The 17036-nt window shown below is 70.9% G+C and carries 19 protein-coding genes; 12 read left to right on the top strand and 7 right to left on the bottom strand.

The features are described 5' to 3' along the window. Positions 1-13: 13 nt before the first annotated feature. A complete protein-coding gene (locus IS481_RS03930) occupies positions 14-943 on the bottom strand; it encodes a LysR substrate-binding domain-containing protein (RefSeq protein ID WP_104358416.1) in 930 nt (309 codons plus the stop codon). Between the two features lie 262 nt (positions 944-1205). Between IS481_RS03930 and IS481_RS03925 the strand changes: the two genes are divergently transcribed. The 5 genes from IS481_RS03925 to miaB all read left to right on the top strand — a co-directional run bounded on the left by IS481_RS03925 (position 1206) and on the right by miaB (position 5875). Continuing rightward, the gene (locus IS481_RS03925; RefSeq protein ID WP_194963335.1) at positions 1206-2084 is read left to right on the top strand and encodes a CmcJ/NvfI family oxidoreductase; all 879 of its coding nucleotides are present in this window, start codon (positions 1206-1208) and stop codon (positions 2082-2084) included. After that, positions 2081-2701, top strand: a complete 621-nt coding sequence (locus IS481_RS03920; RefSeq protein ID WP_104358392.1) for a 2-hydroxychromene-2-carboxylate isomerase — start codon at positions 2081-2083, stop codon at positions 2699-2701. The genes IS481_RS03925 and IS481_RS03920 overlap by 4 nt, the downstream gene beginning before the upstream one ends. Before the next feature lie 58 nt (positions 2702-2759). Next, entirely contained in the window at positions 2760-3980 is a 1221-nt protein-coding gene (locus tag IS481_RS03915; protein WP_104358391.1) for an MFS transporter, read from the top strand. 141 nt (positions 3981-4121) lie between these two features. Continuing rightward, positions 4122-4514, top strand: coding sequence for a hypothetical protein (locus tag IS481_RS03910; RefSeq protein ID WP_104358390.1), 393 nt, complete (start codon positions 4122-4124; stop codon positions 4512-4514). Positions 4515-4525: 11 nt separating this feature from the next. Continuing rightward, positions 4526-5875 carry a tRNA (N6-isopentenyl adenosine(37)-C2)-methylthiotransferase MiaB gene (miaB, locus tag IS481_RS03905; RefSeq protein WP_104358389.1) on the top strand — a complete coding sequence of 450 codons (1350 nt, stop codon included), beginning with the start codon at positions 4526-4528 and terminating at the stop codon, positions 5873-5875. 7 nt (positions 5876-5882) lie between these two features. Here miaB and IS481_RS03900 read toward each other — a convergent pair whose 3' ends face one another. After that, entirely contained in the window at positions 5883-6167 is a 285-nt protein-coding gene (locus IS481_RS03900; protein ID WP_104358388.1) for a hypothetical protein, read from the bottom strand. 88 nt (positions 6168-6255) lie between these two features. On the opposite strand from IS481_RS03900, the gene hemA reads away from it, so the two are divergent. From hemA to IS481_RS03870, 6 genes are all read left to right on the top strand, one after another. Then, positions 6256-7533 carry a glutamyl-tRNA reductase gene (gene hemA / locus IS481_RS03895; RefSeq protein ID WP_104358387.1) on the top strand — a complete coding sequence of 426 codons (1278 nt, stop codon included), beginning with the start codon at positions 6256-6258 and terminating at the stop codon, positions 7531-7533. 79 nt (positions 7534-7612) lie between these two features. Beyond that, the gene (gene prfA, locus IS481_RS03890) at positions 7613-8710 is read left to right on the top strand and encodes a peptide chain release factor 1 (RefSeq protein ID WP_104358386.1); all 1098 of its coding nucleotides are present in this window, start codon (positions 7613-7615) and stop codon (positions 8708-8710) included. Then, positions 8707-9555 (top strand): peptide chain release factor N(5)-glutamine methyltransferase, encoded by an 849-nt coding sequence (prmC, locus tag IS481_RS03885; protein ID WP_104358385.1) that lies wholly within the window; start codon positions 8707-8709, stop codon positions 9553-9555. The genes prfA and prmC overlap by 4 nt, the downstream gene beginning before the upstream one ends. 180 nt (positions 9556-9735) lie before the next feature. Continuing rightward, positions 9736-10398: a hypothetical protein gene (locus tag IS481_RS03880; protein WP_104358384.1), complete on the top strand. Its 663-nt coding sequence runs from the start codon at positions 9736-9738 to the stop codon at positions 10396-10398. A 121-nt stretch (positions 10399-10519) separates the two neighbouring features. Further along, on the top strand, positions 10520-10840 hold the full coding sequence (grxD, locus tag IS481_RS03875) for a Grx4 family monothiol glutaredoxin (RefSeq protein ID WP_104358383.1): 321 nt from the start codon (positions 10520-10522) through the stop codon (positions 10838-10840). 13 nt (positions 10841-10853) lie between these two features. After that, a complete protein-coding gene (locus IS481_RS03870) occupies positions 10854-11420 on the top strand; it encodes a UbiX family flavin prenyltransferase (protein WP_104358382.1) in 567 nt (188 codons plus the stop codon). 10 nt (positions 11421-11430) lie between these two features. Here IS481_RS03870 and IS481_RS03865 read toward each other — a convergent pair whose 3' ends face one another. Together IS481_RS03865 and IS481_RS03860 are read right to left on the bottom strand one after the other, a co-directional pair. Further along, on the bottom strand, positions 11431-12069 hold the full coding sequence (locus tag IS481_RS03865) for a lytic transglycosylase domain-containing protein (protein WP_104358381.1): 639 nt from the start codon (positions 12067-12069) through the stop codon (positions 11431-11433). Then, positions 12066-13811 carry a proline--tRNA ligase gene (locus tag IS481_RS03860; RefSeq protein ID WP_104358380.1) on the bottom strand — a complete coding sequence of 582 codons (1746 nt, stop codon included), beginning with the start codon at positions 13809-13811 and terminating at the stop codon, positions 12066-12068. Before IS481_RS03860 ends, IS481_RS03865 begins: the two co-directional genes overlap by 4 nt. Before the next feature lie 110 nt (positions 13812-13921). On the opposite strand from IS481_RS03860, the gene IS481_RS03855 reads away from it, so the two are divergent. Then, entirely contained in the window at positions 13922-14515 is a 594-nt protein-coding gene (locus IS481_RS03855) for an RNA pyrophosphohydrolase (RefSeq protein ID WP_104358379.1), read from the top strand. A gap of 34 nt (positions 14516-14549) precedes the next feature. Here the strand turns inward: IS481_RS03855 and proB are convergent, their stop codons facing one another. The 3 genes from proB to IS481_RS03840 are packed head-to-tail and all read right to left on the bottom strand — an operon-like array spanning position 14550 to position 17004. Continuing rightward, on the bottom strand, positions 14550-15668 hold the full coding sequence (gene proB / locus IS481_RS03850) for a glutamate 5-kinase (RefSeq protein ID WP_104358378.1): 1119 nt from the start codon (positions 15666-15668) through the stop codon (positions 14550-14552). A 44-nt stretch (positions 15669-15712) separates the two neighbouring features. Then, on the bottom strand, positions 15713-16813 hold the full coding sequence (gene cgtA, locus IS481_RS03845; RefSeq protein ID WP_104358377.1) for an Obg family GTPase CgtA: 1101 nt from the start codon (positions 16811-16813) through the stop codon (positions 15713-15715). Further along, a complete protein-coding gene (locus IS481_RS03840; protein ID WP_104358376.1) occupies positions 16810-17004 on the bottom strand; it encodes a LiaI-LiaF-like domain-containing protein in 195 nt (64 codons plus the stop codon). The genes cgtA and IS481_RS03840 overlap by 4 nt, the downstream gene beginning before the upstream one ends. Positions 17005-17036: the final 32 nt, after the last annotated feature.

Below are 17036 nucleotides of genomic sequence, written 5' to 3'. Positions count from 1 at the left end.
AGCGGACGCCCGTTCATGGCAACGGCGCCCAGGCGGCGGTGCGCACCTCCTGCGCGCAATGGAGGATCCAGTCGGCCACGCGTCGCACCGGGTCGGGCACGTCGTCGCCTGCGCCGATCAGCCAGAAGGCCTGGCCGCTGTCGAACGGCGCGACGCGCGGCCCCTCGAGCAGCCGCAGCTGGCCGGCGCGCAGCGGCGCCTGCAGCAGCTCCAGCCGCCCCAGCGCCACGCCCTGCCCGGCCAACGCCGCCTGCACCATCTGCTCGTACTGGTTGAAGCGCAGCACCGCCTTGGCGCTGGCGGTGCTCCAGCCGCGCGCGGCCAGCCAGTCGGCCCAGTGCAGCCAGGGGCGGCCGGGGTAGTCGAACTCCAGCAGGTTGACCGCCGCCAGCGCCTCGCGCGTGTCCAGGCAACGGGGATCGATCGCCGGATGGGCCACCGGCGCGATGGTCTCGCCGAACAGCCGGATCGCGCCGATCGGCGCATGCCGCGGGGCACAGTAACGGATGGCCAGGTCCACGTCGCCGCCCACCTCCAGCACGGTGTTGGTGGCCGCAAACCGCACGTCCACGTCCGGATGGGCGGCAAGGAAGTCGCCCAGCCGCGGCAGCATCCACAGCGCCGCCACGCTGGTGCTCATCGTGACGGTGACCGGCCTGGGTCGCTGCACGGCCATCAGCCCCACCACCGACTGCAGCTGCTGCACGCAGGCATCGGCCACCTTGAACAGCAGCTCGCCGTGCTCGGTGAACGCGAGGCTGCGGTAACCGCGATGGAACAGCGGCACGCCCAGCGCCTCCTCCAGCGTGCGGATCTGCTTGGACACCGCCGACTGGGTCAGGCACAGCTCGTCGGCCGCCTGCGTGATGCTCATCTGCCGGCCCACCGCGACGAAGCCCTTGATCAGGTCCAGCGACGGCAGCCGGACCAGCGGCAGCGACATGCGCGTTTCATCGGACATACGGCCACCTCCTGCTGGCACAGCCTGCGTTCTACCGTCCCCGGCGCCCGCACGGGATGACTTCCGCGGCGCCCTCGCATGCACGGTCGTCATGCGAGACCGGTCCGATTTTGCGCGCCGGCGCGGCAAGCGGGCCGCTCACATGAAATTCCGTCGTGCGCGGCGGCCCCATTGATCGTTTGAAGCCGGCGCGTCGCTCCTCTTCAATGGACCCCGGGTCTAGCAGATGGTCCTGGAGGTACCGATGACATCGATCCTGGAGGAACGGCGGCACGCGACGACCGGGCATGGCGGGGTCGTCGCCCGGCTGAGCTACGTGCTGCCCGATGGCACCACCCCGGTGTCGTACGCCTATCCCCCGCCCGACGGGCACCCGTGGGAAAGTGCGCGCTTCGAGGACGTGCCCATGCACATCGCCGACGCGCGCCGCGCAGCCGGGCTGCCCTCGCTGCACGAATGCGGGTTCGCGCTGTTCGACGCCCCCAGCGCGGTGCGCGATTTCGAGGACCCGGCCGAGCTGCGTGCACGGTACGAGCCGGAGCTGGTCGAGCTGGCCCTGGCCGCCACGCAGGGCCGTGCGGCCTGGGTGTTCGACCACCTGGTGCGCAAGCGCGACCCCGCGCAGCCGACGCTCAGCTTCGGCCGCACGGTGCGCGGCAGCGCGCCGACCGCCAACGGGCGGGTGCACAACGACTACACGGAAGCCTCCGGGCAACGCCGGCTGAGGCTGGTGCTGGCCGACGAGGCCCTGGCCGGGGCCGTGGCGCGCTACTGCATCGTCAACGTCTGGCGCCCGCTGGCGCACCCGGTGCTCGATGCGCCGCTGGCGGTGTGCGACGCCCGCTCGGTGACCCCCGGCGACGCCGTGGTCGGCGAGGTGCGCTACCCGCGGCGGCGTGGCGAGATCTACCTGTACCGGCACGCGGCCCGGCACCGCTGGTATTACTACCCCGGGATGCGCCCGCACGAGACGCTGGTGTTCAAGCAGTACGACTCCGCCGAAGGCGTGGCCCGCTACACCCCGCATGCGGCGTTCGAGCTGCCCGACATCCCGCCGGGCACCCCGCCGCGGCAGAGCATCGAGGCGCGCATCCTGGTCGTGATGGAGTGGAGGCAGCCATGACGCCACGTCCCGTGCTCGAGTTCTGGTTCGACTTCGGCAGCAACTACAGCTACCTGGCCGCAATGCGCATCGACCGGCTGGCCGCCCGGGCCGGCGTGCAGGTCGCGTGGAAGCCGTTCCTGCTCGGCCCCGTGTTCCGTGCGCTCGGATGGCCCTCCTCGCCCTCCGTGGTGCAGCGCGAGAAGGGCCGCTACGTCTGGCGCGACATGGAACGCGAAGCCGCCCGCCTGGGCCTGCCGTTTCGCCGGCCCAGCCAGTTCCCGCGCGCCGCGCTGCTCGCGCACCGCGTCGCCGTGGCGGCCGACGGCCAGCCCTGGCTGCCGGAGTTCTGCCAGGCCCTGTTCCTGCGCAACTTCGCCGCCGACCAGGACATCGAGGACATGGAGGCGGTCAGCGAGGTGCTGTCGGCCGTCGGCCAGCATTCGGGCGTGTGGATCGAGCGCGCGCAGCAGGAAGACGTCAAGCTGCGCCTGCGCCGCCAGACCGAGGAAGCGCAGGCGCGCGGCATCTTCGGCGCGCCGACCTTCTTCGTCGCGGACGAGATGTTCTGGGGCAACGACCGCCTGGAGCAGGCCCTGGCCTGGGCGACCGGCGAGGCCGGACGCCCGGAGCGCTGACGCAGCCCCTGTGCCTGCCCTTCCCGCGGCGCGCGGCGCACCGTACGATGCGCAGGCGATGAGCACCTCCTTCGCCGCGCCGGCCGCAGGCCACCCCTACCACGCGCTGACCTGGCGGCTGCTGGCCGCCCTGGGCCTGTCGCAGCTGATCGCCTGGGGCACGCTGCACTACCTGATCGCGGTGTTCGCTGCCGCGATCGCCGCGGAGATGCACTGGAGCAGCGCCCGCGTGCAGACCGGCTTCGCCCTGGCAATGCTGGTGATGGCGGCCTGCTCCTATACCGTGGGCCGCTGGATCGACGAGCGCGGCGGGCGACTGCCGCTGATGAGCGGCTGCTGGATCGGCGCGCTGGGCTGCACCGTGCTGGCGGCAGTCGACCGCTACCCGGTGTACCTGTCGGCCTGGGTCCTGATCGGGCTGGGCATGCGGCTGGCGCTGTACGACGCGGTGTTCGCGACGCTGGCCGGCATCGCGGGGACGGCGGCGCAGCGCGCGATCTCGGTGGTGACGATCATGGGCGGGCTGGCCTCCACCGTGTTCTGGCCGCTCGGCCAGCACCTGCTGGAGCGCTTCGGCTGGCGCGGCGCGCTGCTGTGCTACGCCGGCTTCCTGCTCGCCTGCTCGCTGCTGCACCTGGCGGTGCCGAAGGTCGCGCGCCGGCCCGCGCAGGCCGGCCCGGCCACGGGCGCCGTGGCCAGCCATCCGCCCACGCAGCCGGCCGTCGCCTGGCTCTACACCTACTGCGCCGCGGGGGTGGTGTTCCTGCAGACCGGCATGGCGGCCCACTTCATCGAGCTGCTGCGGCATGCCGGCTGGAGCGCCGGCGATGCGGTCTGGCTGGCCACGCTGTTCGGCGCAGGCCAGTTCTGCGGCCGCGCGACGATCGCCCTGTGGGCCTTCCGCTTCAACCCGGTGGCGCTGAACCTGGTGCCCGCGGTGCTGCTGGTCGTCTCGATCGCCACCTACCTCGGCGGCGGCGGGCTGATGGCCGGGGCGACGACCTTCGCGTTCCTCTACGGCCTGAGCAACGGCACGGCCACCTACACCCGCGGCGCGATGCCGCTGGTGCTGTTCGATCCGGCGAAGTACGGCCGCACCGTCGGGCTGATGCTCAAGCCCGCGCTGGCGCTGTCGGCCGTGGCGCCGGTGGCCTTCGGTCACGGCATCGACCGCTGGAGCGCGCACGGGCTCGCCACCGGCATCCTGGTGCTGGCGCTGTCGCTGCTCGCGGCGTCCGCCGCCCTGTACCGCCTTGCGCCCCGTCCGGCCGTGACCTAGGTCCGCCTCGCGGCGGCGCCCGGTGCGTCGCCCGCTGGCCGCAGGCGGGGGCCGGGGTACACTTGCCGGCGTTGCCGGCCGTCGCCCTGCCGACCTCGCCCGCGCGTTCCGTCATTCCTCAACAGCCCCTGGATCTACACCATGTCCCGCTGTGTACTGTTCGGCGCCGCCCTGGCCGCCGCCCTCTCGATGCCGCTGGCGGTCCACGCCCAGCACCTGGTCCAGCGCCAGTTCCCGCAAGACACCCTGCGCGGCGAGCTCGTCGTCGTGCAGCCGCCGGACGTCCGGCTCAACGGCCGGCCGGCGCGGCTGTCGCCCGGCGCGCGCATCCGCGGCCAGAACAACCTGCTGGTGATGTCCGGCGCGATCGTCGGCACGCCGCTGGTGGTCAACTACACCGTCGACAACCTCGGCCAGGTCAAGGACGTCTGGGTGCTGCGCGAGGACGAGGCAAAGAAGGTCTGGCCCAAGACGCGCGAGGAAGCGGCGCGCTGGAGCTTCGACCCGATCGCCCAGGTCTGGGTCAAGCGCTGAAGGAGGCGGCCATGAGCAAGAAGGTCTACATCAAGACGTTCGGCTGCCAGATGAACGAGTACGACTCGGACAAGATGGCCGACGTGCTCGCCGCCGCGCAGGGCTACGAGCCGACGCAGGACCCGGAGGAAGCCGACCTGATCCTGTTCAACACCTGCTCGGTGCGCGAGAAGGCGCAGGAGAAGGTGTTCAGCGACCTCGGCCGCTTCAAGCACCTAAAGAAGAAGGGCGTGAAGATCGGCGTCGGCGGCTGCGTGGCCAGCCAGGAAGGTGCGGCCATCATCGAGCGCGCGCCCTACGTGGACGTGGTGTTCGGTCCCCAGACCCTGCACCGCCTGCCCGAGATGCTGGCCAAGCGGGAACAGCAGGGCCGCCCGCAGGTGGACATCTCCTTCCCCGAGATCGAGAAGTTCGACCACCTGCCGCCGGCCAAGGTCGAGGGCGCCTCGGCCTTCGTCTCGATCATGGAAGGCTGCTCCAAGTACTGCAGCTACTGCGTCGTGCCCTACACCCGTGGCGAGGAGGTCTCGCGCCCCTTCGAGGACGTGCTGGTGGAGGTCGCCGGCCTGGCCGACCAGGGCGTCAAGGAAGTGACGCTGCTGGGGCAGAACGTCAACGCCTACCGCGGGAAGATGGGCGACACCGACGAGATCGCCGACTTCGCGCTGCTGATCGAGTACATCGCCGAGATCCCCGGCATCGAGCGCATCCGCTACACCACCAGCCACCCGAACGAGTTCACGCAGCGCCTGATCGACGTCTACGCCAAGGTGCCGCAGCTGGTGAACCACCTGCACCTGCCGGTGCAGCATGGCAGCGACCGCATCCTCGCCGCGATGAAGCGCGGCTACACCGCGCTCGAGTACAAGAGCACGATCCGCAAGCTGCGCGCCGTGCGCCCGGACATCAGCCTGTCGAGCGACTTCATCGTCGGCTTCCCCGGCGAGACCGAGGAGGACTTCGCCAAGCTGATGAAGCTGGTCGAGGACGTCGGCTACGACAGCTCCTTCAGCTTCATCTTCAGCCCGCGCCCCGGCACGCCGGCCGCGGCGCTGCACGACGACACGCCCAAGGAGGTCAAGCTGCGCCGCCTGCAACAGCTGCAGGCCGCGCTGGAGGCCAACGTGCGCCGCATCAGCGAAAGCCGCGTGGGCACCGTGCAGCGCATCCTGGTCGAGGGCCCGTCGAAGAAGGACCCGGGCGAGCTGATGGGCCGCACCGAGTGCAACCGCATCGTCAACTTCCCCGGCGGCCCGAACGCGCAGCGCCTGGTCGGCCAGATGATCGACGTGCGCATCACCCAGGCCCTGCCGCACTCGCTGCGCGGCGAGGTGGTGGTCAAGGAGCAGGTCGCGGCCTGACGGCGGCTCAGGCGCGCCGGCGCGGCCCGAACCCGGCCCAGCCGAGCGCCAGGGCCGTGGCCAGCACCATCGCGAGGTAGGTCGCCATGCGGCCGTCGCGCCCGAGCACCACGGCCCCGCCCACCAGCGCGACGGTCGCCCCTGCGCAGGCCCAGGCGGCCAGGCGCCGCCAGCCCACCCCGGCGAGTGCCCGGCGCCAGACCAGCTTGGCCAGTGACGCGCTCAGCAGGCCGACACCGACGGCCGGGGCGAAGAAGTTGGTCAGGTGCCAGAAGGCGTCGAGGGGACCCATGGAGGAAGCGTGTGGCGAGGTTGACATCCATCAAGCCCATAGCCGGACACTAAGTGCTTGAAAGACTTCGAAATTTTATAATCCGGGCATGAGCGTCTTCGCCCTCGGCCTGAACCACACGACCGCTCCCGTCGACCTGCGGGGGCGGTTTGCGTTCACGCTCGACCAGCTCGGGCCGACGCTGCGCAGCCTGCGCGAGCGCTTCAGCCTGCGCCCGGAAGCGGCGCTGATCTCCACCTGCAACCGCACCGAGCTGTACTGCGCGGCTCCGTCCGACCTGGTGCGCCCGGCCATGGACTGGCTGGCGGGCTTGGGTGGCATCTCCGGCACCGAACTGGCCCGGCACACCTACGTGCTCGAGGATGGCCAGGCGGCGCGCCACGCGTTCCGTGTGGCCAGCGGGCTGGACTCGATGGTGCTGGGCGAGCCGCAGATCCTCGGCCAGATGAAGCAGGCCGTGCGCGAGGCCGACGCCGCCGGCACGCTGGGCACCACGCTGCACCAGCTGTTCCAGCGTTCCTTCGCGGTGGCCAAGGAAGTGCGCACCTCCACCGAGATCGGCGCGCATTCGATCAGCATGGCCGCCGCCGCGGTGCGGCTGGCCGGGCAGCTGTTCGAGGACTTGCGCGACGTCAAGGTGCTGTTCGTCGGCGCCGGCGAGATGATCGAGCTGGCCGCCACGCACTTCGCCGCCAAGTCGCCCAAGGCCATGGCCGTGGCCAACCGCACGCTGGAGCGCGGCGAGAAGCTCGCCACCCGCTTCGGCGCCGAGGCGATGCGCATGGCCGACCTGCCGTCGCGCCTGGCCGAGTTCGACGTGGTGGTCTCCTGCACCGCGAGCTCGCTGCCGATCATCGGCCTCGGCGCGGTCGAACGGGCGCTGAAGGCCCGCAAGCACCGCCCGATGTTCATGGTCGACCTGGCCGTGCCGCGCGACATCGAGCCCGAGGTCGCGCAACTGGACGACGTCTACCTGTATACCGTGGACGACCTGTCCGCGGTGGTGCAGACCGCCGGCGAGAAGCGCCAGGCGGCCGTCGCCCAGGCCGAAGCCATCATCGAGACCGGAGTGCAGAGCTTCGTCCACTGGCTGGACCAGCGCGCCACCGTGCCGCTGATCCAGGCACTCAACGCCCAGGCCGATGCCTGGCGCGACATCGAGCTCGCGCGTGCACGCAAGGCCCTGGCACGCGGCGAGGACATCGACACCGTGCTGGAAGCCCTGTCGCGCGGGCTGACCCAGAAGATGCTGCACGGCGCGCTGGCCGAACTGCGCAGCGCCGATGCGCAACACCGCGAGCAGCTGGCCGACACCGTCGCGCGGCTGTTCCTGCGCGGCACCTCCCGCCCCTGCGGCCGCCGTTAGCGCAGGCCCCGGCCCGCCTCCGCCGCGGAGGCGCCCGCCTGCCCACGGCCCGAGCCGTTCCTGCCCCCACCTGCCGCCGATGAAACCCTCCCTGCGTCTCCAGCTCGACCGCTACCTGCAGCGCCTGAAGGACCTGGACGCCGTGCTGGCCGCACCCGACGTGCTGAGCGACATCACGCGCTTTCGCGGCCTGACGCGCGAGCACGCGGAGGTGGCCGCGGTCGCGCAGCGCTACGAACGCTACCTGCAGCGCGAACGCGACCTCGCCGGCGCACGCGAGATGCTGTCCGACCCGGACATGGCCGAGATGGCCCGCGAGGAGATCGCCGCGGCCGAGGCCGAGCTGCTGCGCCTCGAAGACGAACTGCAGCGCGCCCTGCTGCCCAAGGACCCGGACGACGCGCGCAACGCCTTCCTCGAGATCCGCGCCGGCACCGGCGGCGACGAGTCGGCGCTGTTCGCCGGCGACCTGCTGCGCATGTACCTGCGCTACGCCGAGCGCCACGGCTGGAAGGCCGAGATGATGTCGTGCAGCGAGTCGGACCTCGGCGGCTACAAGGAAGCCGTGGTGCGCATCGAGGGCGAGGACGTCTACAAGCACCTGAAGTACGAATCCGGTGGCCACCGCGTGCAGCGCGTGCCGGCCACCGAAACCCAGGGGCGCATCCACACCAGCGCCTGTACCGTGGCCGTGATGCCCGAGCCGGACGAGGCCGAGGAGATCGCGATCAACCCGGCCGACCTGCGCATCGACACCTTCCGCGCCAGCGGGGCCGGCGGCCAGCACGTCAACAAGACCGAATCGGCGATCCGCATCACCCACCTGCCCACCGGCATCGTGGCCGAGTGCCAGGACGACCGCTCGCAGCACCGCAACAAGGCCAAGGCGATGGCGGTGCTGGCCGCGCGGCTGCGCGAGAAGGAACGCCACGAGCGCCTGAGCAAGGAAGCCGCCACGCGCAAGAGCCTGATCGGCAGCGGCGACCGCAGCGACCGCATCCGCACCTACAACTTCCCGCAAGGGCGACTCACCGACCACCGCATCAACCTGACGCTGTACCGCCTCCAGGCGGTGATGGACGGCGAGCTGGACGAGGTGGTCAACGCGCTGATCGCCGCGCGCGAGGCCGAACAGCTGGCCGAGCAGCTCGACGAGCTGGAGCGGGGCCGCGCATGAACGACGACGCCCGCGCCCGCACCACCGTCGCGCAGGCCTGGCAGGCCGCGGTGCAGCGCGGGCTGGAGCGCATCGACGCCCAGGCCCTGCTGGCCCACGTGCTGGACCTGCCGCCCGGGCGTGCCCGCGCCTGGCTGCTCGCGCACGACACCGACCCGCTGCCCCCCGCACAGCTGGCCCGCTACGAGGCGCTGGTGCAGCGCCGCGCGACCGGCGAGCCGCTTGCCTACCTGGTCGGCACGCGCGAGTTCTACGGCCTGACGCTCGCGGTGACGCCCGCGGTGCTGGTGCCGCGCCCGGACACCGAGACGCTGGTCGACTGGGCGGTCGAGCTGCTGCGCCCGCTGCCCGCCCCCCGCGTCGCGGACCTGGGCACCGGCAGCGGCGCGATCGCGCTGGCGCTCAAGCACAGCCTGCCGCAGGCCGAGGTCAGCGCGGTGGACCTGAGCGCCGAGGCCCTGGCGGTGGCACGCGCCAACGGCGAGCGCCTCGGACTGGCGGTGCAGTGGCTGCACGGCTCGTGGCTGGAACCGCTGGCCGGCCGGCGCCTCGAGATGATCGTCAGCAACCCGCCCTACATCGCCGACGGTGACCCGCACCTTCCGGCCCTGCAGCACGAGCCCGAACGAGCGCTGACCTCCGGCCCCGACGGCCTGGACGACCTGCGCCGCATCGTGGCCGCCGCCCCGCACCACCTGCTGCCGGGCGGCTGGCTGCTGCTCGAGCACGGTCACGACCAGGCCGAGGCGGTGCAGGCCCTGCTGCGCGAGGCGGGCTTTCAGCGCATCCAGACCCGCCACGACCTGGGTCACCGCCCGCGCTGCACCGGCGGCCGGTGGAACTGAAGACCGGCGTCGCCGTCCAATCGTTTCAAGACGTATCACCTGCATCAGGTGCGTCTTCGGTCACGGCGGCCGCGGCCTTCCCCTCGATCGCGGTGCTTGGCGGACCGCCGGGACCGGTCTAGCATGGGCCCATCCGGCGCTGCCGCCCCGGGCGGCCGCCCGTTTTCAGGGAGTCAGGCCATGAAGACGCTCAGCAACGTTCACGGTGCCATTGCCCTCGTCCTGCTGGCGGCATTCGCGCCCGCCCGTGCCGACGGCGTCCTGCAGCTGCGCATCGACGGCCCCAAGGTGCGCCTGAGCTATGCCGTGCCCCTGGAGGAGATGCCCGACTTCGGCATCGACCGGTTCCGCGTGCGCCTCGGTGGCCTGCGGGTGTACGAGACCCGGCTGGACGGCAACGCCCGCACGGCGCTGGGCAACTGGAGCATGATGGGCGACTACTACTTCGACCGGCAGGGTGGCTTTCGCGCCAGCGGGGGCCTGCTGGCCGGCGAGCGGCTGGGCGATCACGCCGGCCTTGCCGCGCTGGGCGCGCCGGGCTCCGGCCTGGGCCTGACGGGCCTGCGCACGCCCATGACGCTGGACCTGCACACGCGTCCCCTGCCCTACATCGGCATGGGCTACACCGAACCGTCCTGGCGCGGCAGCAACTGGAGCTTCTTCGCCGACGTGGGGATGGTGATGCTCAAGCCGCGCTCGACCGTCAAGCTCGGGGCCGCCGCGGGCGGGGCCTGGCTCAACGGCGACGAGGGCCGGCGCGTCGGCGAGATGGACCTGCCGGGGCCGCTGGGCGACTGGCGCCTGTCGCCCGTGATCCAGTTCGGCCTGTCCTACGCCTTCTGAGCGCGCCGCACCGAACCGCAGCGGCCTGGCCGGGAGATGACCCGGGGCGGACACGGGGGGTCGGCTTTTGCTCTATAAAGAGGGGTTCGACCTCCTGTCTCCCCGAACCGAACCACACACCATGAGCGACGTTCAACAACGCATCGACGACATCGTCAAGAACCACCGGGTGGTGCTCTTCATGAAAGGCACGGCCCAGTTCCCGATGTGCGGCTTCTCCGGCCGCGCCGTGCAGATCCTCAAGGCCTGCGGCGTGTCCGACTTCAAGACCGTCAACGTGCTGGAGGACGATGCGATCCGCCAGGGCGTCAAGGAATACTCCAACTGGCCGACCATCCCCCAGCTGTACGTCAACGGCGAATTCATCGGCGGCTCGGACATCATGATGGAGATGTACGAAGCCGGCGAACTGCAGCAGGTGCTCGGCACGTCCCAGGCCTGAACGACGAGCGCGCATGAGCCGCCTCGTCGTCGGCATCACGGGCGCCACCGGGGCGGTCTACGGGCTGCGCCTGCTGCAGCGCCTGCGCGAAGCGGGGGTGCAGACCCACCTGGTCGCGACCCCGGCCGGGGTGCTCAACGTGCACCATGAACTCGGCCTGGACCGGCGCGAACTCGAAGCCCTGGCCGACGTGGCCTACTCGCCGTCGGACATCGGCGCGGCGATCGCGAGCGGCAGCTTCGCCTGCGACGGCATGGTCGTCGCCCCCTGCTCGATGAAGACGCTGGCCGCGATCGCCCACGGCCTCGGCGACAACCTGCTCACGCGCGCCGCCGACGTGGCGCTCAAGGAGCGCCGCCGGCTGCTGCTGATGGTGCGCGAGACCCCGTTCAACCTGGCCCACCTGCGCAACATGACCGCGGTCACCGAGATGGGCGGCATCGTGTTCCCGCCGCTGCCGGCCTTCTACCACCGCCCGCAGAGCATCGACGAGCTGGTGGACGACACCGTCGAGCGCGCGCTCGCGCTGCTGGGCGTGAGCCAGGCAAGGCCCCGCCCCTGGGGCGGGCTGGGCGGTTGAGGCCCCCGCCTCAGCCCTGCGGCGGGTCGGCGTACTCCCACTGCCGGCGCGCCGCGAACACCGCGTTCGGGTACTCCGGGCGGCCGCGGCTGCCGTTGTAGCGGCCCAGCGCCATGAAGAGGTCCCCCTTCTCCAGGTCGAGGTAGTGGCGCAGGATCACGCAGCCGAAGCGCAGGTTGGTCTGCATGTGGAACAGCTTGCTGGCATCGCCGTCGCCGATCAGGCGGCTCCAGAACGGCATCACCTGCATGTAGCCACGCGCGCCGGCCTTGCTGATCGCGTACTTGCGAAAACCGCTTTCGACCTGGATCAGCCCGAGCACCAGCGCCGTCTCCAGCCCGGCGCGGCGGCTTTCGTACCAGACCGTCTCGAGGAACTCGATGCGGGTCTGCATGTCGGGCTTGCGCCGCTTCAGCCGGTCGCTCATCGCGCCCAGCCAGCGCAGGTAGCGCAGCCGCTCCTCGATGTGGGCGAAGGTGGGCTTGGGCGGCGCGGAGTTGGCGATCACCGCCGACAGCGCGGTGCGCACCGAGTCCGCCAGCGGCTCCTCGATCTGCGCGCCGGCGCGCGCCACGGGGGCGAACGCCAGCGCCAGCCATCCGGCCACGCCACCGGCCCACTGGCGGCGCGTCAGGCCGGCGCGGTTCATGCCAAGAACTTCTCGCGCAGGAAGTCGAACACCTGGTCGGCTGCCAGCGGCGTCGCGGCACTGTCGCGGCGCCCCTGGTACTCGACCTTGCCATCCTTCAGCCCGCGGTCGGAGATCACCACGCGGTGCGGCACGCCGATCAGCTCCCAGTCGGCGAACATCGCGCCGGGGCGCTCGCCGCGGTCGTCCAGCATCACGTCGATGCCGGCGTCGGCCAGCTGGTCGTGCAGGCGGTCGGCCGCGGCCTTCACCTCGGCCGAGCGGTCGTAGCCGATCGGGCAGATCACCACGCGGAACGGGGCGATCGCGTCCGGCCAGATGATGCCGCGCTCGTCGTGGTTCTGCTCGATCGCCGCGCCCAGGATGCGGGTGACGCCGATGCCGTAGCAGCCCATCACCAGCAGCTGCGGCTTGCCCGACTCGTCCAGGTAGGTGGCGTTCATGTCCTTGGAGTAGCGCGTGCCCAGCAGGAACACGTGCCCGACCTCGATGCCGCGCTGGATCGACAGCACGCCCTTGCCGTCCGGCGAGGGGTCGCCGGCCACCACGTTGCGGATGTCGGCCACCAGGTCCGGCTCGGGCAGGTCGCGGCCCCAGTTGACCCCGGTGTAGTGGAAATCGGCCTCGTTGGCGCCGCAGACGAAGTCGCTCATGTTCGCGACCGTGCGGTCGGCCACCACCTTGACCGGCTTCTTCAGGCCGATCGGGCCCAGGTAGCCCGGCTTGCAGCCGAAATGCTCCTCGATCTCGGCGACGGTGGCGAAGCGGAAGCCGTCCTTCAGGCCCTCGATCTTGCCGGCCTTGACTTCGTTGAGCTCGTGGTCGCCGCGCACCAGCAGCAGCCACACCGTGGTCCTGACCACCTCGCCGGCCTCGTTCTTCTCGTCGGTGGCCAGCACCAGCGACTTCACCGTCTGCGACAGCGGCAGCTGCAGCAGCTCGGCGACGTCCTCGCAGGTGGACTTGCCCGGCGTCGGCGTCTTGGCCAGCGGCTGGGCCGGTGCGGCGCGCTCGGCGATCAGCGGCAGCGCCTCGGCCAGCTCGATGTTGGCCGCGTAGTCCGACTGCTCGCAGTAGACGATCGCGTCCTCGCCGGTGTCGGCGATCACCTGGAACTCGTGCGAGGCCTGCCCGCCGATCGCGCCGGTGTCGGCCGCGACTGCGCGGAACTGCAACCCCATGCGCTGGAAGATGCGCACGTAGGCGTCGTACATCGTCTGGTAGCTGGCGCGCGCCGACTCCAGGTCACGGTCGAAGGAGTAGGCGTCCTTCATCGTGAACTCGCGCCCGCGCATCACGCCGAAGCGCGGCCGGCGCTCGTCGCGGAACTTGGTCTGGATGTGATAGAAGTTCTTCGGCAGCTGCCGGTAGCTGCGCAGCTCCTGGCGCGCGATGTCCGTGATCACTTCCTCCGAGGTGGGCTGGATCACGAAGTCGCGGTCGTGGCGGTCCTTCACGCGCAGCAGCTCCGGGCCCATCTTGTCCCAGCGCCCGGTCTCCTGCCACAGCTCGGCCGGCTGCACGATCGGCATCAGCAGCTCGATCGCGCCGGCGCGGTTCATCTCCTCGCGGATGATGTGCTCGACCTTGCGGATCACGCGCAGGCCCATGGGCATGTAGTTGTAGATGCCGGCGCCCAGCCGCTTGATGAGGCCGGCGCGCATCATCAACTTGTGACTGACGATCTCTGCGTCCGAGGGCGCTTCCTTGAGGGTGGAAATGAAGAACTGGGAGGCTTTCATGTCAACGGCCACGCCCGGCCTCGAGCCGGGAAAGGTGTGGGCTTTCGAGGGGTTGAAACCGCACCGGTCGGTGCAATAATGGTTTCAATTGACGAATTCGAGGTTCGATTATGCTCGACAGGGAAGGCTTCCGGCCCAACGTCGGCATCATCCTGCTCAACCAGAAGAATCAGGTTTTCTGGGGCAAGCGCATCCGCACGCACTCCTGGCAGTTCCCCCAAGGGGGCATCAAACACGGAGAGACTCCCGAGCAGGCGATGTTCCGTGAACTGCACGAAGAAATCGGCCTGAAGCCCGAGCATGTGCGCATCATCGCCCGAACCAAGGACTGGTTGCGCTACGAGGTGCCCGAACACTACATCCGGCGCGACGCCCGCGGCCACTACAAGGGGCAGAAGCAGATCTGGTTCCTGCTGCAGCTGACCGGCCGGGACTCCGACATGAACCTGCGCGCCACCGACCACCCGGAGTTCGACGCCTGGCGCTGGAACGACTACTGGGTGCCGCTGGACGTGGTCATCGAGTTCAAGCGCGACGTCTACCAGATGGCGCTGACCGAGCTCGCGCGCTTCCTGCCGCGGGTCAACCACCACAACCGCTACCTGCGCGGCGGCGCCCGCCCGCACCAGCGTGAGGCCTCCCGCGAGGAGCGCCACCGCCCCGCACCGGTGCAGCCCGACGACGACCCTGCCGACCCCGAGTAAGCCGCGCGGCCGCACCTGAGCCGCCGCGGCCGGCTCAGGTCAGCACCATGTTGTCGCGGTGGATCATCTCCGGCTCGCCGGTGAAGCCCAGCAGCCGCTCGAACTCGCTGGAGGGCTTGCGCGCGATCAGGCGCGCCTCGCTGCTGGAGTAGTTCGCCAGGCCGCGCGCGATCTCCTCGCCGGCCAGCGACTGCACCGCGATCACGTCGCCGCGCGCGAACTCGCCGATCACCTGCACCATGCCGATCGGCAGCAGGCTCTTGCCCTCCTCGCGGAGCTTGGCCACCGCGCCGTCGTCGACCACCACCGCGCCGCGCAGCTGCAGGTGGTCGGCCATCCACTGCTTGCGCGCCGCCAGCTTGGGCGTGGAGGCGTACAGCAGGGTGCCGATCGACTCGCCGTCGACCAGGCGCACCAGCACCTGCGGCTCGCGCCCCCAGGCGATGACGGTGGACGCGCCACTGCCCGCGGCCCGCTTGGCCGCCAGCACCTTGGTGATCATGCCGCCCTTGCCGATGCTGGAGCCGGCGCCGCCGGCCATCTGTTCCAGCTCGGGGCTGCCGGCCTCGGCCTCGTGGATGAAGCGCGCGTTCGGGTCCCTGCGCGGGTCGGCCGAGTACAGCCCCTTCTGGTCGGTCAGGATCACCAGCGCGTCGGCCTCGACCAGGTTGGCCACCAGCGCGCCCAGCGTGTCGTTGTCGCCGAACTTGATCTCGTCGGTGACCACGGTGTCGTTCTCGTTGATGACCGGCACCACCTTCAGGCGCAGCAGCGTCAGCAGCGTCGAGCGTGCATTGAGGTAGCGCTCGCGGTCGGCCAGGTCGGCGTGCGTGAGCAGCACCTGCGCGCTGCCCAGGCCGTGCTCGCGCAGCTTGCTCTCGTAGATCTGCGCCAGGCCCATCTGGCCCACCGCGGCAGCGGCCTGCAGCTCGTGGATCTCCTTCGGGCGCACGCTCCAGCCCAGGCGCTGCATGCCTTCGGCGATCGCGCCGCTGGAGACCATCACCACCTCGCGGCCGCGCCGCGACAGCTCGGCCAGTTGCGCGCACCACTGCCCGATCGCCTGCGCGTCGACCCCGCGCCCCTCGTTGGTCACGAGGCTGGAGCCGACCTTCACGACGATGCGTCGCGCGTTCTTGAGCACGTCACTCATGGACTCAAAACCGATACGTCAACGGAACAGGAGGCCCCGGCGGCTCAGCGGAAGCGCGGATCGTCCGGGTCGGGGGCCGGCGGGGCGTCCTCGGCCGGCTGGAAGCGCACGTCCGGCGCCTGGGGCGCCTGCTCGCGCGTGGCCTCCAGGTGCTGGTAGATCGCGCGGATCAGCGGCTCGCAGCCCTCGCGCGTCAGCGCCGAGATCTCGAACACCGGCCCCTTCCACCTGAAGCGCTTGACGAAGTCCTTCACGCGCTGGGCGCGCTCCTCGGCCGGCACCATGTCCAGCTTGTTGAGCACCAGCCAGCGCGGCTTCTCGTACAGCCCGGGGTCGTACTTCTTCAGCTCGGCCACGATGGCGCGGGCCTGCGCGACCGGGTCGACGCCCTCGTCGAACGGTGCCAGGTCGACCAGGTGCAGCAGCAGCCGCGTGCGCTGCAGGTGGCGCAGGAACTGGTGGCCCAGGCCGGCGCCCTCGGCCGCACCTTCGATCAGCCCGGGGATGTCGGCCATCACGAAGCTCTGCTCGGGGCCGACGCGCACCACGCCCAGGTTGGGGTGCAGCGTGGTGAACGGATAGTCGGCGATCTTGGGACGGGCGTTCGACACCGCGGCGATCAGCGTCGACTTGCCCGCGTTGGGCATGCCCAGCAGCCCCACGTCGGCCAGCACGCGCAGCTCCAGCTTGAGCCGGCGTTGCTCGCCCGGCCAGCCGAGGGTGCGCTGGCGCGGCGCGCGGTTGGTGCTGGACTTGTAGTGCAGGTTGCCGAAGCCACCGTCGCCGCCCTTGGCGAGCATCACCTTCTGGCCCGGCACCATCAGCTCGGCGATCTGCTCGCCGGTGTCGGCGTCGCTGATGATCGTGCCCACCGGCATGCGCAGCACCACGTCGTCGCCGGCCGCGCCGAACTGGTCCGAGCCGCGGCCCGGCTCGCCGTTGCGCGCCTCGTGGCGACGCGCGTAGCGGAAGTCGATCAGCGTGTTGAGGTTCGGGTCCGCGACGGCAAACACATGCCCGCCCCGGCCGCCGTCGCCACCGTTCGGGCCGCCGAAGGGGATGAACTTCTCGCGCCGGAAGCTCACGCAGCCGGCGCCGCCGTTGCCGGCAGCGACGTCGATGTAAGCCTCGTCTACAAATTTCATGGTTGCCTGTCAGGCCCTCGGGCCTTGTGCCTGTCGGAGTCCGCGCTGCGGTTCGCGAAGATCGACCACGCGCCGGCGACCACCAGGATCAGCGGCCACCACACCGACAGCCACTGCCAGCTCAGCCAGCCCAGGTTGTGGGCCAGCAGGACCAGGCCGATGACGATCAGCAGGACGCCGCTCTTGTTCATGGACAGCCTCGCGCCGGTGGACGACACGGGGC

The organism is Caldimonas thermodepolymerans, assembly GCF_015476235.1.
Classification (GTDB): domain Bacteria; phylum Pseudomonadota; class Gammaproteobacteria; order Burkholderiales; family Burkholderiaceae_C; genus Caldimonas; species Caldimonas thermodepolymerans.
This window is presented reverse-complemented; position numbering and strand designations above follow the sequence as displayed.

Bases quoted from the DNA above. Each gene is read 5' to 3' on its own strand.
- IS481_RS03910 (WP_104358390.1), top strand. From the start codon at position 4,122: ATGTCCCGCTGTGTACTGTTCGGCGCCGCCCTGGCCGCCGCCCTCTCG.
- IS481_RS03930 (WP_104358416.1), bottom strand. From the start codon at position 943: ATGTCGCTGCCGCTGGTCCGGCTGCCGTCGCTGGACCTGATCAAGGGC.
- IS481_RS03855 (WP_104358379.1), top strand. From the start codon at position 13,922: ATGCTCGACAGGGAAGGCTTCCGGCCCAACGTCGGCATCATCCTGCTC.
- miaB (WP_104358389.1), top strand. From the start codon at position 4,526: ATGAGCAAGAAGGTCTACATCAAGACGTTCGGCTGCCAGATGAACGAG.
- IS481_RS03925 (WP_194963335.1), top strand. From the start codon at position 1,206: ATGACATCGATCCTGGAGGAACGGCGGCACGCGACGACCGGGCATGGC.
- IS481_RS03880 (WP_104358384.1), top strand. From the start codon at position 9,736: ATGAAGACGCTCAGCAACGTTCACGGTGCCATTGCCCTCGTCCTGCTG.
- IS481_RS03865 (WP_104358381.1), bottom strand. From the start codon at position 12,069: ATGAACCGCGCCGGCCTGACGCGCCGCCAGTGGGCCGGTGGCGTGGCC.
- hemA (WP_104358387.1), top strand. From the start codon at position 6,256: ATGAGCGTCTTCGCCCTCGGCCTGAACCACACGACCGCTCCCGTCGAC.
- IS481_RS03915 (WP_104358391.1), top strand. From the start codon at position 2,760: ATGAGCACCTCCTTCGCCGCGCCGGCCGCAGGCCACCCCTACCACGCG.
- IS481_RS03920 (WP_104358392.1), top strand. From the start codon at position 2,081: ATGACGCCACGTCCCGTGCTCGAGTTCTGGTTCGACTTCGGCAGCAAC.
- prfA (WP_104358386.1), top strand. From the start codon at position 7,613: ATGAAACCCTCCCTGCGTCTCCAGCTCGACCGCTACCTGCAGCGCCTG.
- IS481_RS03870 (WP_104358382.1), top strand. From the start codon at position 10,854: ATGAGCCGCCTCGTCGTCGGCATCACGGGCGCCACCGGGGCGGTCTAC.
- IS481_RS03860 (WP_104358380.1), bottom strand. From the start codon at position 13,811: ATGAAAGCCTCCCAGTTCTTCATTTCCACCCTCAAGGAAGCGCCCTCG.
- IS481_RS03900 (WP_104358388.1), bottom strand. From the start codon at position 6,167: ATGGGTCCCCTCGACGCCTTCTGGCACCTGACCAACTTCTTCGCCCCG.
- grxD (WP_104358383.1), top strand. From the start codon at position 10,520: ATGAGCGACGTTCAACAACGCATCGACGACATCGTCAAGAACCACCGG.
- prmC (WP_104358385.1), top strand. From the start codon at position 8,707: ATGAACGACGACGCCCGCGCCCGCACCACCGTCGCGCAGGCCTGGCAG.
- IS481_RS03840 (WP_104358376.1), bottom strand. From the start codon at position 17,004: ATGAACAAGAGCGGCGTCCTGCTGATCGTCATCGGCCTGGTCCTGCTG.
- proB (WP_104358378.1), bottom strand. From the start codon at position 15,668: ATGAGTGACGTGCTCAAGAACGCGCGACGCATCGTCGTGAAGGTCGGC.
- cgtA (WP_104358377.1), bottom strand. From the start codon at position 16,813: ATGAAATTTGTAGACGAGGCTTACATCGACGTCGCTGCCGGCAACGGC.